The following is a 14,068-nucleotide window of genomic DNA, read 5'->3' on the forward strand; positions in this document are numbered from 1 at the left end:
TTAAAATCGGGTAATGTCTCTTGGTATTTTTTTAAAAACTATATGATACTTATCCATTAGTTTTTGGTCTAGTAAACATAAATCTGCATAAACAATATATTGTTGTGCTTTAGTTTTTAGAGTCCTTAAATAACTTTCATCTAAGGTGGTTAAACTCTCTTTTTCATAATAGAAATAGTATGCAGTATCATGTTTTGTTCCTAACAAGTAATTTTCTTCTTGTGCTTTAAAAGATTCCTTGGTTTCTGTATACCAAACATATTCTTGTATTTTAGGTAGAGGTACATCTTCATTAAGCATTTTGTCTGCTTTAAACAATGGCTCTCCTAATTCATAATAAATGAAATCTCCACCTGTACCCTCAATTACTTTTTTATCTTCTCCATAACCATTTATAACTTTTTTTACTCTTTCAGCGGTAATAGTATTGGCATAGTCTTCCATTTCTACCAAAATAAATTTTCTATTACCTCCATCTTGTTTGTTTAGGTTTAAAACAGCATGTGCAGTAGTGCCTGAACCTGCAAAAGAGTCTAAAATAATGGAGTTTTTGTTTGTTGATATTTTTAATATTTTACAAATTAAAAGTACAGGTTTAGGAGTATTAAAATCATTACCTCCAAAAAGTTGTATTATTTCTTTTTTGCCTTCTTTATTAGTTATAACATTATCCCAATAATTTGTTGTTGGTTGCCCTTTACTTTCATGTGCATAAATAACTCTTTGGGGTATTCCTTTTTTGTTAACTCCAAAATAAACTCTTTTTTGCTCAATCAATTTTAAGTAACTTTCTTCTGGGTAAGCCCATAGTCTATTGTGTTTGTCTCCTGATGGAGTTTTAATCTCATATTCATATCCACCACCTGATAAACCTTTAGAGACAGTAATTGGTACTGGTCTCCATTTACCAAGTGGAAATTCATCATTTTTATCTTTGTAGCTTTTTTCGATATATTCTTTTGATAAATCTTCAAACAATAATTGAGTTTCTTTTGACTTAGAATAAGCTAAAATATACTCTCCTTGTATAGATATATTTTTTGAGTCATTAGATAGTTCTTTTTTCCTTTTCCACATAAAAGTTGTCAAGAAATTACCAATACCAAAAATCTCATCACAGATTAATTTTAGGTTAGCTTGTTCATTATCATCAATAGAAATAAAAATAGCTCCATCATTAGCTAATAGTTTATGTAGCAGTTTTAATCTAGGGTACATCATGCAGAGCCATTTGTCATGTCTGCTAAGGTCTTCACTTTCTTTTCCAACTACCTGTCCTAACCATTTTTTTAGTTTAGGATGGTTTACATTATCATTATATACCCAACCTTCATTTCCTGTATTGTATGGAGGGTCAATATAGATGCATTTAATTTTACCTTCATATTCTGGTAGCAAACTTTTTAAAGCCTCTAGGTTATCTCCATGTATAATCTTGTTTCCAGAAGTAGCTTTTTTACTTTCTTTACCATCACTAAATGTGTATTGTGGTTCAAGTATTTTATAAGGTACATCTTGATGATGGTTTATTACTTTTTCTTTTCCTATCCAGTTAAGTGTTGGCATGTTATAATGCTATTAATTTTTCATAAATTTTTACCATAGCCAATGTATCCAATTTACAGTACTCTAACAAGTCTTTTCTAACTGATTCTTTGTCTTCTATTTTTTCTGGTTCTAATACTAATCTCCCCCAAGTATCTAATGCTTCTGTTCCATTCTGTACATTTAGGACTTTATATGAGAGTTCTGGTACTAAAACTGGTAGTACATTTTTAATTGAAGTCTTTCCTAAAAATCTATAATCAACATAGTATTGTGTAAATATGGTTTCTAAATCAAACATATTTGTATTCATAAAATCCAAATAAGGTTTATGCTCTGGGAATAGTCTCATCATATCATCATTTCTGCCTTTTTCAAAACTAGCATGCCATGATACAAATGTTCCTGTTAGTCCAGTGATACTCTCCATATATTCAATTAGTTTTTTTGGTAACTCTAATGAGTCAGATAAATATTCATAATGTTTTAAAGTACCATCAGAAAGAAGAGTATGTATTGAAACTTGAAATGTTAATTGTTCATGTGGGCTTAGACCATCTATTTTTGGAACTGCTGTTGGGAAAGTTTCATAGTCAATAAAGTGTAATGGGAATTTAAGCTCAGAAAGAGTGTTTTTAATCTCTTTTAAATCATAAACTGCTTCTTCTTTCTGGTTTGATACTAATTGTAACTGCTGTTTAGCAGTAAGATTATAATTATCAGGAATGTCTTTTATTTTTGAAACTCCTAATTCCCTTAACTCTTTAATTTTTTTAACACTGATTCTGTTTAATTCATAAATATTATGTTCATCAATTTCTGAATTAAAATAGTTGAAAGCATCACAATGATTACTTCTAGTTTTTTCAATACAAGAACACCTATCTATACTGATGTCCTTTTTTAAGAAATTAAAAGCTGTGTTTATTTCATTTACTGTTTCTGAATAAATCTGATTTACTTCATTAGTAATATCTACTATTTCAAGTAATTCAGAAGGGTTAATATCTCCATTTTTGATATAACCTTTATTAAGATTAATAATTGAAACTTTTGAAACAGTATATCCTGCTTCAGTCATTACATACTTTTGAAAGCAGGCATCTTTTATTTGATTATGTTTTGAGTCTGTCTTAATTGAAGTTGAGGACTTTATTTCATAAATGTGCCATGTGTTATTATCACTTCTTTCTAAAATATCAATTACTGCATAGCCCCCTCTAGAAGTTTCAAATGAAGGTTGAAAATAGAATTTCAAACCTTTATCTAATTCCTTTTTTGTTGCTGTTGGTGCAATGTATTCATCAAGTCTTAACCCATCAGGGAATAATAATTGAGCATAATGTTCTACTTCAAACCCTTCATTTCTTAATTTTTCTTGAAACAAAGAAAATTCACCAAAAGGATATTCATTTTCTTTGTTTTTTAATAGCCAGAGTGATTCAGGACAGCTTAAATACTGAATAAAATTAGTTTTGGTTAATTGCATAGAATACCTACTATTTAATTAAAAAATTACTTTGCTATTAAGTAAATAAGGGAGAGTTTATAAATGTAGAAATAATACTACCAATAAAAAATTATTTTTAAAATTTTTCTAACTCTTTTATTAGTGTTAGCCTGATATACCTCAATAAAGCCCCCACCCATACTTGAGCAAATGGGCTTCCCCACCCCTTTGTGAATAAGATGTGTTTTTTTATGCCACCAAGATAAGAATCAAGTTGATAGTTGCTCCTTTGCTTGTTGGTGCAAGACAAACCACTAAAATAATATTAATCAATTTTAAAAATTTAAAAACAATGGTAAGAATTGTAACATTTCAAAAGAGAGAATCTGAGAGTGGAGAAGTTTTCTATGCTTTAGAGCTTGAAGGTTCATTAGAATTTGTAAAAAGCCAAGAAACTGGCAAGTTCTACGCAACAGCTAGAAAGACCTTTATTTCATCAACGTTTACAGAGAAAACATGTGCTTCATTGATAGGTACAGAATTAGAAGGGAAGATTCAAAAAGTTAAGTGTGAACCTTATAAGTACACTATCCCTGATACTAATGAAGAGGTGACACTTACTCATAAGTATGAATACATTCCTGAAGAACCATCAGAAGGAGAGGCATTGAGTTCATCAACCATAGATGATTTTGTGAAGTTTGAAAACCCACAGGAAGCATTTTCAAGTAATGGAGTGGAGTAATAATTATGTCCAAAATTTATATACTGCTTTATAAATTTTGGACATTTTAATTTTTAAGATATGGAAACAAATATTTCAGAAATACAGGTGTCTTATACCAATGCCAATAAAGAAAGGTTGCAGATTAAAAACAGTATTGATTCACATAGGCTATTCTTTTCCTGTTGGTCTATGAAAACTATTGAACTTCAGGAAGAAGCAAAAGTATTACTCTTAAATAGGAATAATCAAGTTTTAGGAGTTTACCCATTATCAAAAGGTGGAGTTTCAGGAACTGTAATTGATGCAAAGTTAGTATTTGGAGTAGCTTTAAAGTGTAGTGCCTCAAATATTATTATTGCTCATAATCATCCATCAGGAAATTTAAAGCCTAGTGAAGCTGACAAGAATATTACAAAAAAGTTAATAGAGGCTGGTAAGTTTTTAGATATTAAACTACTTGACCATTTAATAATTACAAGGAGTGCATATTTTAGTTTTGCAGATGAATTGTTAATGTGAATGAGCTAAATACTAGTCTTAAACAAGTTAAATCTTAAACTTTAAAAAATTACAGATATTAATTAATAGCGTTTTTTTTAATTTTCAGGTTTACCAAAATTCATTATTTCCTGTAATGATACATCTAAGCCTTCTGCTATCCTATGTAGTGTAAATATAGTAGGATTGGTTCTGCCAGATTCAATTCTTGAAATATTGGTGGTATCAATATTACCATCTATTTTACCAACCAAATCAACTTGAGAAAGTCCTTTATCTTCTCTAATTTCCTTAATTCTTTTACCCACAATTTTTAATAATTCAGATTTTTCCATCTTGACATATTTGACAAGTCAAGAAATGGTTTATATTTGTTTGATTTAATGCCATATATGGCAAGTTTTAATTTATTTAAATAACTCATTATGAATAAGACACAGATTAAAATATTATTTAAGAAAATATTGCCAATATCAATATTGATGATAATAATAGTTGGAGCTTTAATAGCTATTCCTATAATAAGATACTCAGGAGAAAAAATGGCTAAAGAAAATGATGAGTGGTATTCAAACCCTGAGAATAGAGAAAAAATAGAAAACACTTTAAATAAATATCAAAAGAAAGAGATTAAAAATAATACTAATGAAATTCAACAAGATAAGAATATCAAGTATGTTAAAAGTTTAAGAATAGATATTGAGGGATGGAAAATTGTCAGTAAACCTATTGAAAATAATGATGAAGTAGGAATGCTTCAATTAACTATGGGTGTAGATTATTTTAATATACTATTTAGAACAATAAATGATTTCAATGAGTTAGAAGACTATACAGAGTATCAAAGTCAAAAGATTATTAAAAATCTTGGAAAAGCAGGTATATCCTTAAAACTAAGAAAGAAATATGAAAGAATAATAAAAGAGAGGTTGTTTTTTGTTGAAGTTTATAAATCAGAATTTAATAATGAAAAACAATCAGAAATGGTAATAATGAGTACTAGGCACAATGACTATTATTTTACTCTTTCTTATCTTGTTGGTTCTCAAAATGTAGTGAAGCTATTTGAAAGTATCAGTTTTGTTGATTAAAACTTGTATTGTATCAAACTAAAAGAACTTAGTACTCTTTCTTCTGATGGTATTTACACTATGGCCAAGATTGAATGGTGGTTATTGAAATATGAAAAGGCATATCATCATATTAAATCAATTGAAGATTATAAAAATACTATTTTGCTAAATGAAGAAGAAGTTGTTTTACCATCATTGATAAATCCACCATCAGAAGAAGAAAAGTTTTTGTACTTATATGAAGCACTTGAAAAGCTATCATGTTTTCATCAAAACGAAAACTACTTCAAGCAAGAAATGGCTATTTATAAGGGTATTGAAAATGAGCCTCAAAAAGTAGGTAAATGGTTGTCTAAAAACAAAAGGTTTGGGGGAGATAAATATGTTAGTTTTTTTGTTGATTATTTAAACTATTCATTAAAGACAAACCATTTAAAAGTTTTTTTAATAAAAGATAATTCTGAAAACCTTTTTGTTGAAAGAGGTGATTTTAAATACACAATTGAGTTTTTAAAAATATATTGCCAACTTGATATTGATAAAATAGATAGATATGAATAATTTGAAATTTGAGGATTTGCCAAAAGCTATGGAAACTGTTTTAGAGAAATTATCCTCTGTAGAGAAAGAACTTAAAAATATAAAGGAGAATTTTCAACCCAAAGAACAAGAAGAGTTAATGACGCGTCAAGAAGTTGCAGATTATTTAAAAATTAATATAACTACATTGTGGAATTGGACAAAAAAGGGTAAGCTAAATAGTTATGGAATTGGTTACAGAGTTTATTACAAGAGAAGTGAAATTGAAAATACATTGATTAAAATCAATAAGATTTAAATACAATACTTTGTATTGTTAAGGATAATACTTACATTTAAACTCAAGTACAGAAAATCTCTCCCTCTGTATTGTAGTTAATAGCTAAATATTTATTGAATTAAGATGAAATACCCATTATTGGGGATTTTGTCGTTTTTAAGTATTATCTATTTTGACAGGGTGAAAAAACAATATACATATACTCTTATTTTGTTGTTATTCTTTCTTTATATGGTTTGGAGAATAGTAAATGATAGAGAAAAAAACACTTATCAATTTCCTTGTGGTGTTGCACCTACATCCTTAAATAAGATTGATATTGACTCATTAGGAGTTCAATTAGTTCTAAATACACCGTATAAATGGGGTAAGAATAAATTATTAGTCTATTTTGTTGATGTAGAGGATGAAGATTTAATGGATAAAACTGTAAAAACTGCAAATACGTGGTCAAGATATTCTAATATCAAGTTTGAATTAACATCTTCTATTTATGAATCAGATTTGAGAGTGTCTTTTTTAGCAAAGAAGGGCTATGCTTCAGCTCTTGGGATTGAAGCTGAGGAGTATAAGTTTTTAGGTAAACCAACAATTTATCTTCAAAATCTACATAAAAGAACAGATACAGAATTTAAGAGAGTTGTATTGCATGAGTTTGGTCATGCTATAGGTTTAGAGCATGAATTGCAGAATCCTGAAGCAATTATTAAATGGGATTCATCAAAAGTATATAAATATTACGAGAAGATTTATGAATGGGATTCAGTTAAGGTTAATAAAAACATTTTTAAGAAAATCATAACAGATGACTATAGTAAGTTTGATTCAAAATCTATTATGATATATGCTGTTCCTGATTCTCTGACTAAAAATGGGGTATCAATTCCTTGGCCAAGAGAACTTTCAAAACTAGACAAGAAAACTATTAATATTTTTTATCCATTTTAAAAAGTTACACTATGAAGAATTTAATTAAAAAAATCATTACCCTAAGCTGTCTACTTATTTTAAGCTCATCATTTGCTCAAAATAAGGTAAAAGAAAAAGATAATGAAGCTAATAGTGAAAAAGAGACTTCTAATGTAGAGGAAATTAAAATAGATTTTTTGTCAATTGATGATTTTGAATGGAACATTAAAGAAGTAGAACATGGCAAAAAGTATATTGTAAGGATTGAAAATATCAATAGAGGCTTGTACAAAATAACTAGTGCAATTACTCAGCAGGATAATAACACAAAATTGCCAGAAATTTTTAAAGGGATTAAGATTCCTTCTTATTTGAATTTGTCTCTCCCTGAAATTGAAGATGGCTCTGTTGTTAAAGATGGTTTGAAGTCATTGCCTACTGGGTCAGGGGAAGATAATTATAAAAATGAAGTAGAGAAAATAAAAACGGAGTATATAAAATTTCAAAAGTTAGTGAATTTGAATAATGATATAAAAAATTTATATGTTTCATGTGACAAGTCTTATGCTTCAATTAATAATGAATTGATAGGGTTGCTTAAAAATTTCACAGGAGATACTTCAGATGATAAAAGTCATCAGTTGAATGAATTAAAAGAGGCTGTAAATACCATTATCAACTCTGTTATAACTTCATCATATAAGATTAATGAATTGTTGCCTAAGGTAATTGAAGCTATAAATGTAGAGATAGGAAAGAAAAATTTAGACATTTACAAATGGGAAGCTAAACCTTTGCCGAAAACTCATGCAAATTATGTTAAGGCTTATGTAATTTATAAAGTGCTAATTGATGATGTGAGTAAATCAAAGGTTTATATAGAATCATTAAAATCGTTAAAGTCAAAGGCAAATGAACTTGTTGCAGAAATGCGTAAATATAAAGATGAAAATAATATACAAGTTCTTATAGATAATTGTAACCTCATTAATGAATCAAATTTTACTTATAAGAGTAAGCCAATAAAAGTAAAAGAAGATGAAGTTAAATTTGATATCAAAATATCATCTGATAGTCTTCTTAAATGTGATAAGAACAATGAAGTTGTTTTATTAAAAACCTTGAAAACTAAAGGAGGATGGAAAGTAGATTTCAGCTCAGGAATCTTTTTCAATGGAGGTAATGATGACTTCCTTGGTAGAGAAATACAGTACAAACCTGTTGATAGCACTACTTCAATCATACAATCTAAAGATGGAGGAGATAGGTTAATGTTATCAATAGGAGCATTAATGCATATTTACTATAGACAAGGAGAGAAGGTTAATTGGGCTATAAGCCCAGGGTTAAGTACAACATCAGAATTGGATGGATTAAATTTTCACTTGGGAGCATCAGCTATATTTGGAAGAAAAAACAGGTTAGTTATTACAGGAGGTGTAACTATGAGAGAGGCAATAATATTAGATAGAAATTATAAATTTGACGTAGAATATAATAAAAGTGAGTTGCCAGAATCTCCACCAACTATTAAAGCATTTCCTAAGTTTGGATGGTTTCTGAGTTTAACTTACAATTTTTCAAAGTTCAAAACAGAATAGACTATTACACCTCTTCTATTGGTGGTAAAAGGCAATTAAGTTTAGTGGTAGAAAAAAGGTGCACTTTTAGGCATACCTAAATTTAAAATAAATGTAACCTATTGATAATCATAACCCGAAGGTCACTGGTTCGAGTCCAGTTCCCGCTACTAAAAAAGCCTTCACATTTTTGTGAAGGCTTTTTACTTTTATTCTATAAAATTATATTGATATTAGATTTTAAATAAAATATAAGAGGTTTAGTTTCTAAGTATGACATATGGCTTAGAATTTTAAAGTATAATTAAATTGAAATTTATATCGTACCAGCAGATTAAGCTGCTATAAGTAGAATGTATGGCGGTATACATTATAGAGCTGCAGTTGAGGTTGGTGTAAGCCAAGGTAGAAATTTAGGCGCCTATATAGTTGATAATTTGAATATGACTGTAGAAAGTGTGCCTCAATAAAAAGATAAAACAGGTTTTTGGAAATACTAAAGAGTATTTGTGTTGAAACTTTAGGCTTTTAAACTCAGTTTATATCCAGAACCTATTTGTGAATTTACTTATGAGTTGTTTTCAATAAAATATTTGAAGATTCTCTTACTACTAATTTAGCATCTAAAATAATTTTATTCAACGTTTGTTTTATCTGTTTTTTATTAGTGTATGATAGAAATGTAAGTGCAGCTTGTTTACCTATTTCTTCACTGTGTTGATTTATACTTGTAATAGAAGGCGTTACCATAGAAGTAAAAGGTTCATCACCAAAACCCACAAGAGCTATATCGTCAGGAATTCTAATTTTGTTTTCATTAAGTATTTGTAGCGCTCCTAATGCGGCATAATCACCAGCGACATAAATAGCATCAGGTCTATTTTCAAGCTTAAGAAGTTGTGTCATTTTTTTTCTTCCATCTTCAATTGTTAGGCTACTTTCAATAAGAAGTTCGGGCTCTATAGGAAGGTTGTGTTTTTTTAAGGCATCAATATAGCCTCTAATTCTATTATTATAAATTCTAGTGCGTTTATAACCTCCAATATGAGCTATTCGTTGTCGTCCTTGATTAACAAGGTGCTCTACAATTACATGGCTACTATCATAATCATTAATACCAATATAATCCACATTTAGATCATTCTCACCTCGGTCAAATAATATTAATGGAATACCTTTAGCTTTTACTTTTTCATAGTATTCTAAGTTAATAGTTTCATTTGCCATAGAAGCAATAATACCATCGACTTGAGTGAATAATAAGGTGTCTATATTACCACATTCTTTTTTATAAGATTCGTTTGATTGGGTGATTATAATATTATACCCCTCTTTATTTAAAACTTGTTCTATGTTTTGAATAACAGAAGAGAAAAAGTTACTATTGGTTCTGGGTACGATAACACCAACCAAATGACTTTTTCCTTTTCTTAAAGCACTAGCAAGATGATTTGGTTGATAATTTAGATTTTTAGCAACCTGTCTTACTGCCTTTTTTGTTTTTTCACTAATTCTTGGGTCGTCATGTAATGCTTTAGAAACAGCAGCAGCAGAGATATTTAACACATTTGCAATATCTTTTATTGTAGTTTTCTTTTTGATATTCAGTTTTTTTATATCTTTGCTTAATCGTTTAAGCAAATGTACTGTATTAAATAAACTAATCAAAATCTAATATTAAATCAAGGTTTTGATTTATTTTTAAAGTCTAGGTTAAACGTTTAACCAAAACTAATATTTTATTAAATAAGATCAATTAAAATGGGTAAAGTAGTAACATTTGGAGAAATCATGTTAAGATTAGCTCCTCAAGGATTTTTAAGGTTTTCTCAAGCAAATAATTTTGATGCTATTTATGGTGGAGGAGAATCAAACGTAGCTGTTTCCTTAGCTAATTATGGAGTCGATGTAGATTTCGTAACACGTTTACCAAAAAATGATATTGGTGAGTGTGCTATGATGGAAATGCGTAAAAGAGGTGTAGGTGTCAATAAGATTGTGTGGGGTGGAGATCGTTTAGGGATTTATTTTTTAGAAACCGGAGCAGTTTCTAGAGGAAGTAAAGTCGTTTATGATAGAGCACATTCTGCAATTGCTGAAATTGAATCAGGTATGATTGACTGGGATGCTGTTTTTGATGGTGTTGAATGGTTTCATTGGACAGGTATAACACCAGCGATTTCTCAAGGTGCTGCAGATGTTTGTTTAGAAGCTTTAAAAGTTGCCAGTGCAAAAGGTATTACAATTTCTACAGATTTGAATTACCGTGCAAAACTTTGGAAATATTGTAGTGATTCTCATAGAGAAGCGGTTATGACTGAGTTAACATCATACTGTGATATTGTTTTAGGGAATGAAGAAGATGCTGAAATGCATTTTGGTATTAAACCAGAAGGTATTACGGTTCAAACTCAAGGGCATGATGTTAAAGCAGAAGCTTTCTTATCCGTTTGTCAGCAAATGATGGAAAAATTTCCAAGGGCTAAAAAAGTAATTACAACTTTAAGAGGTTCTATTTCGGCTTCACACAATACATGGGCAGGAGTTTTATACGATGGAAAGAAAATGTACGAAACACGCCAATACCAAATTACTGATATTGTAGATAGAGTAGGAGGAGGTGATTCATTTATGGGAGGTTTAATATATGGATTATTAAAATACCCAGAAAATGATCAAAATGCCTTAGATTTTGCTGTAGCAGCCTCGTGTTTAAAACATACCATTAAAGGTGATGCTAATTTGGTAACAGTTTCTGAAGTAGAAAAATTAATGGGAGGAGATGCATCTGGTAGAGTAGCTAGATAGTACATAGTATTTATTAATTTGTCTTTTATGTTGTTTATTCAGCTTGCAGACAAATAAATACACATTTCAACAAAATACACATTTTATAAAATGGCACAGTTTACAAGATTAGAAGTAGCACAAACAATGAAAGATACGGGGATGATTCCTTTGTTTTTTCATAATGATATAGAGTTAAGTAAAAAAGTATTAAAGGCATGCTATGATGGTGGAGCACGTTTAATGGAGTTTACAGCTCGAGGGGATTTTGCTCACGAAGTTTTTGGTGAGTTAACTAAATATGCAATAGCAGAATTACCTGGTATGATAATGGGAGTAGGTTCTGTAACAGATGCAGGTCAAGCATCTATGTATATGGCTTTGGGTGCAAACTTTATAGTAACACCAGTACTAAGAGAAGATATCGCAATAGTATGTAATAGAAGAAAAGTATTATGGTCACCAGGATGTGGTACATTAACTGAAATTACAAGAGCGGAAGAATTAGGATGTGAAATAGTAAAGTTATTTCCTGGAGATATTTATGGACCTCAATTTGTTAAGGGTATAAAAGGTCCTCAGCAATGGACGTCGATTATGCCAACAGGCGGAGTATCGCCAACAGAAGAAAACTTAAAAGGTTGGTTTGATGCAGGCGTTGCATGTGTTGGAATGGGGTCTAAGCTAATTTCAAAAGATATTATTGCAAATCAAGATTATGCTAAGTTAGAGCAAGATGTTAAAGCTGCATTAGACATAGTAAAGTCTGTTAGAAAATAAATCTAAACTAAAATTTTATTTGAATTTAAAAAGAGTTGCCATTAAGCGACTCTTTTTTTGTGTAATTTTATACTTTTTCGATATAGTTAGATTAGATTTTTAATAATATTTTAACTAAGTCAAGCAATATATTTTACTTTTTTACTCACTATAAATTTGTTACATTTGGCATCACATTAAAAAAATATAAAAAATGAAAATAATGAAATATTTAAGTCTTGGAACTGTGTTATTGTTGCTAGTATCATGTAACAAGAATGGCGTTGCGCAAAAACCTATAAAAACAGAATTAGATTCTGTAAGTTACGCTATTGGAATGGATGTAGCTAAAAACGTAAAAGCGAGTTTTGATGATTTTGATAATGATTTGTTTATTCAAGGGTTTTCAAATGCTTTAGATTCTACAAATATGTTGTTAGATGAAACAAAAGCGCAACAGGTTATTAGAGCATATTTTCAAAAGAAACAACAAGAAGAAGCATCTAAGCGTCAAGAAGAAGCAAAAGCAAACAAAGAAGAAGGGGATAAATTCTTAGCAGAGAATAAAACTAAAGACGGTGTACAAACTACAGAAAGTGGCTTACAGTATATCGTTTTAAAAGAAGGAACTGGTGCTAAACCAACAACTACATCTAAAGTAAAAGTACATTACCATGGAACTTTAATTGACGGAACTGTTTTTGATAGTTCTGTGGATAGAGGAGAGCCAACAGAATTTGGTGTTACTCAAGTAATAAAAGGGTGGACAGAAGGTTTGCAATTAATGAAAGAAGGTGCTAAATATAAATTCTTTATACCAGGGGATTTAGCTTATGGATCTAATCCAAGACCTGGAGGTAAAATTAAGCCTAATTCTACATTAATTTTTGATGTAGAATTATTAGAAATAGTTGAGTAAATTTACTCTAACATTTTAAATAATTATTAAAACAGGAGGTTCATCTTCCTGTTTTTTTGTTTTATAACCAAGTTAACCAATCAAGATTGTAACTTTACACTGTATTAAATAATCAAAATGAAACATAAATCAGGTTTTGTAAATATTATAGGAAATCCTAATGTTGGTAAATCAACTTTAATGAATGCTTTTATTGGCGAAAAACTTTCGATAATAACATCAAAAGCGCAAACCACAAGGCACAGAATATTAGGTATTGTAAATGGAGATGATTTTCAAGTGGTATTAAGTGATACACCAGGAATTATAAAACCTGCTTATGAGCTTCAAGAGTCAATGATGGGATTTGTGAAGTCTGCTTTTGAAGATGCTGATGTGCTGATTTATATGGTTGAAATAGGAGAAAAAGAATTAAAAGATGAAGCATTCTTTAATAAAATTACCGCTTCTAAAATACCAGTTTTACTTTTGCTCAACAAGATCGATAAGTCAGATCAAGTAATACTAGAAGAACAAGTACAGCTTTGGGCAGAAAAGGTACCTAATGCAGAAATATTTCCAGTATCAGCACTTGAAGGATTTAATGTCAAAGAAGTATTCAGTCGTATTTTAGATTTATTACCAGAATCACCACCATTTTACCCTAAAGATCAACTAACAGATAAACCAGAGCGGTTTTTTATAAATGAAACTATTCGTGAAAAAATTTTACTTCATTACAAAAAAGAAATTCCTTACGCCGTTGAAGTTGATACAGAAGAGTTTTTTGAAGAAGACCATATCATCAGAGTACGTTCAGTAATTATGGTTGAAAGAGAAACACAAAAAGGAATTATAATTGGGCATAAGGGAAGTGCTTTAAAACGAGTAGGTATTGAAGCAAGAAAAGATTTAGAGAAGTTCTTCGGAAAACAAATTCATATAGAATTATATGTAAAAGTGAATAAAAATTGGCGTAGTAACCAAAATCAGCTGAAACGTTTTGGTTACAATAACTAGTA

The 14,068-nt window shown here is 29.7% G+C and carries 15 protein-coding genes; 11 read left to right on the forward strand and 4 right to left on the reverse strand.

What is annotated here, in order from left to right:
• Positions 1-1,566 carry a site-specific DNA-methyltransferase gene (locus tag Q0772_RS07375; RefSeq protein ID WP_298342210.1) on the reverse strand — a complete coding sequence of 522 codons (1,566 nt, stop codon included), beginning with the start codon at positions 1,564-1,566 and terminating at the stop codon, positions 1-3.
• 1 nt (position 1,567) lies between these two features.
• Positions 1,568-3,034, reverse strand: a complete 1,467-nt coding sequence (locus Q0772_RS07380; protein ID WP_298342213.1) for a DUF2779 domain-containing protein — start codon at positions 3,032-3,034, stop codon at positions 1,568-1,570.
• A 313-nt stretch (positions 3,035-3,347) separates the two neighbouring features.
• Between Q0772_RS07380 and Q0772_RS07385 the strand changes: the two genes are divergently transcribed.
• Both Q0772_RS07385 and Q0772_RS07390 read left to right on the forward strand, forming a co-directional pair.
• A complete protein-coding gene (locus Q0772_RS07385) occupies positions 3,348-3,740 on the forward strand; it encodes a hypothetical protein (protein WP_298342216.1) in 393 nt (130 codons plus the stop codon).
• A 60-nt stretch (positions 3,741-3,800) separates the two neighbouring features.
• The gene (locus Q0772_RS07390) at positions 3,801-4,241 is read left to right on the forward strand and encodes a JAB domain-containing protein (RefSeq protein ID WP_298342219.1); all 441 of its coding nucleotides are present in this window, start codon (positions 3,801-3,803) and stop codon (positions 4,239-4,241) included.
• 77 nt (positions 4,242-4,318) lie between these two features.
• On the opposite strand, the gene Q0772_RS07395 is transcribed toward Q0772_RS07390, so the two are convergent.
• On the reverse strand, positions 4,319-4,555 hold the full coding sequence (locus Q0772_RS07395) for a helix-turn-helix transcriptional regulator (protein ID WP_298342222.1): 237 nt from the start codon (positions 4,553-4,555) through the stop codon (positions 4,319-4,321).
• Between the two features lie 90 nt (positions 4,556-4,645).
• Here Q0772_RS07395 and Q0772_RS07400 point away from each other — a divergent pair, with 90 nt between their 5' ends.
• The 5 genes from Q0772_RS07400 (at position 4,646) to Q0772_RS07420 (ending at position 8,623) form a co-directional block, all read left to right on the forward strand.
• Positions 4,646-5,311, forward strand: a complete 666-nt coding sequence (locus Q0772_RS07400; protein ID WP_298342225.1) for a hypothetical protein — start codon at positions 4,646-4,648, stop codon at positions 5,309-5,311.
• A gap of 3 nt (positions 5,312-5,314) precedes the next feature.
• Positions 5,315-5,854 (forward strand): hypothetical protein, encoded by a 540-nt coding sequence (locus tag Q0772_RS07405; protein WP_298342228.1) that lies wholly within the window; start codon positions 5,315-5,317, stop codon positions 5,852-5,854.
• Positions 5,847-6,131 (forward strand): helix-turn-helix domain-containing protein, encoded by a 285-nt coding sequence (locus Q0772_RS07410; RefSeq protein ID WP_298342230.1) that lies wholly within the window; start codon positions 5,847-5,849, stop codon positions 6,129-6,131. The genes Q0772_RS07405 and Q0772_RS07410 overlap by 8 nt, the downstream gene beginning before the upstream one ends.
• 105 nt (positions 6,132-6,236) lie before the next feature.
• Positions 6,237-7,061 carry a matrixin family metalloprotease gene (locus Q0772_RS07415; RefSeq protein WP_298342232.1) on the forward strand — a complete coding sequence of 275 codons (825 nt, stop codon included), beginning with the start codon at positions 6,237-6,239 and terminating at the stop codon, positions 7,059-7,061.
• A gap of 11 nt (positions 7,062-7,072) precedes the next feature.
• Positions 7,073-8,623 carry a hypothetical protein gene (locus Q0772_RS07420; RefSeq protein WP_298342234.1) on the forward strand — a complete coding sequence of 517 codons (1,551 nt, stop codon included), beginning with the start codon at positions 7,073-7,075 and terminating at the stop codon, positions 8,621-8,623.
• 543 nt (positions 8,624-9,166) lie between these two features.
• Here the strand turns inward: Q0772_RS07420 and Q0772_RS07425 are convergent.
• Positions 9,167-10,210 carry a LacI family DNA-binding transcriptional regulator gene (locus tag Q0772_RS07425; protein WP_298342448.1) on the reverse strand — a complete coding sequence of 348 codons (1,044 nt, stop codon included), beginning with the start codon at positions 10,208-10,210 and terminating at the stop codon, positions 9,167-9,169.
• Between the two features lie 153 nt (positions 10,211-10,363).
• On the opposite strand from Q0772_RS07425, the gene Q0772_RS07430 reads away from it, so the two are divergent.
• The 4 genes from Q0772_RS07430 to era all read left to right on the forward strand — a co-directional run bounded on the left by Q0772_RS07430 (position 10,364) and on the right by era (position 14,066).
• Entirely contained in the window at positions 10,364-11,410 is a 1,047-nt protein-coding gene (locus Q0772_RS07430) for a sugar kinase (protein WP_298342237.1), read from the forward strand.
• 90 nt (positions 11,411-11,500) lie between these two features.
• Positions 11,501-12,169 (forward strand): bifunctional 4-hydroxy-2-oxoglutarate aldolase/2-dehydro-3-deoxy-phosphogluconate aldolase, encoded by a 669-nt coding sequence (locus Q0772_RS07435; protein ID WP_298342240.1) that lies wholly within the window; start codon positions 11,501-11,503, stop codon positions 12,167-12,169.
• Between the two features lie 202 nt (positions 12,170-12,371).
• On the forward strand, positions 12,372-13,067 hold the full coding sequence (locus Q0772_RS07440) for an FKBP-type peptidyl-prolyl cis-trans isomerase (RefSeq protein ID WP_366105352.1): 696 nt from the start codon (positions 12,372-12,374) through the stop codon (positions 13,065-13,067).
• 117 nt (positions 13,068-13,184) lie between these two features.
• Positions 13,185-14,066 carry a GTPase Era gene (gene era / locus Q0772_RS07445; RefSeq protein ID WP_298342245.1) on the forward strand — a complete coding sequence of 294 codons (882 nt, stop codon included), beginning with the start codon at positions 13,185-13,187 and terminating at the stop codon, positions 14,064-14,066.
• The last annotated feature ends 2 nt before the right edge of the window (positions 14,067-14,068 follow it).

The sequence above is a fragment of the uncultured Algibacter sp. genome, assembly GCF_947490405.1.
Taxonomy (GTDB): Bacteria; Bacteroidota; Bacteroidia; order Flavobacteriales; family Flavobacteriaceae; genus Algibacter_B.

Coding starts and splice junctions, on each gene's coding strand:
- Q0772_RS07375 (WP_298342210.1), bottom strand. CDS start 1,566: ATGCCAACACTTAACTGGATAGGAAAAGAAAAAGTAATAAACCATCAT.
- Q0772_RS07380 (WP_298342213.1), bottom strand. CDS start 3,034: ATGCAATTAACCAAAACTAATTTTATTCAGTATTTAAGCTGTCCTGAA.
- Q0772_RS07385 (WP_298342216.1), top strand. CDS start 3,348: ATGGTAAGAATTGTAACATTTCAAAAGAGAGAATCTGAGAGTGGAGAA.
- Q0772_RS07390 (WP_298342219.1), top strand. CDS start 3,801: ATGGAAACAAATATTTCAGAAATACAGGTGTCTTATACCAATGCCAAT.
- Q0772_RS07395 (WP_298342222.1), bottom strand. CDS start 4,555: ATGGAAAAATCTGAATTATTAAAAATTGTGGGTAAAAGAATTAAGGAA.
- Q0772_RS07400 (WP_298342225.1), top strand. CDS start 4,646: ATGAATAAGACACAGATTAAAATATTATTTAAGAAAATATTGCCAATA.
- Q0772_RS07410 (WP_298342230.1), top strand. CDS start 5,847: ATGAATAATTTGAAATTTGAGGATTTGCCAAAAGCTATGGAAACTGTT.
- Q0772_RS07415 (WP_298342232.1), top strand. CDS start 6,237: ATGAAATACCCATTATTGGGGATTTTGTCGTTTTTAAGTATTATCTAT.
- Q0772_RS07420 (WP_298342234.1), top strand. CDS start 7,073: ATGAAGAATTTAATTAAAAAAATCATTACCCTAAGCTGTCTACTTATT.
- Q0772_RS07430 (WP_298342237.1), top strand. CDS start 10,364: ATGGGTAAAGTAGTAACATTTGGAGAAATCATGTTAAGATTAGCTCCT.
- Q0772_RS07435 (WP_298342240.1), top strand. CDS start 11,501: ATGGCACAGTTTACAAGATTAGAAGTAGCACAAACAATGAAAGATACG.
- Q0772_RS07440 (WP_366105352.1), top strand. CDS start 12,372: ATGAAATATTTAAGTCTTGGAACTGTGTTATTGTTGCTAGTATCATGT.
- era (WP_298342245.1), top strand. CDS start 13,185: ATGAAACATAAATCAGGTTTTGTAAATATTATAGGAAATCCTAATGTT.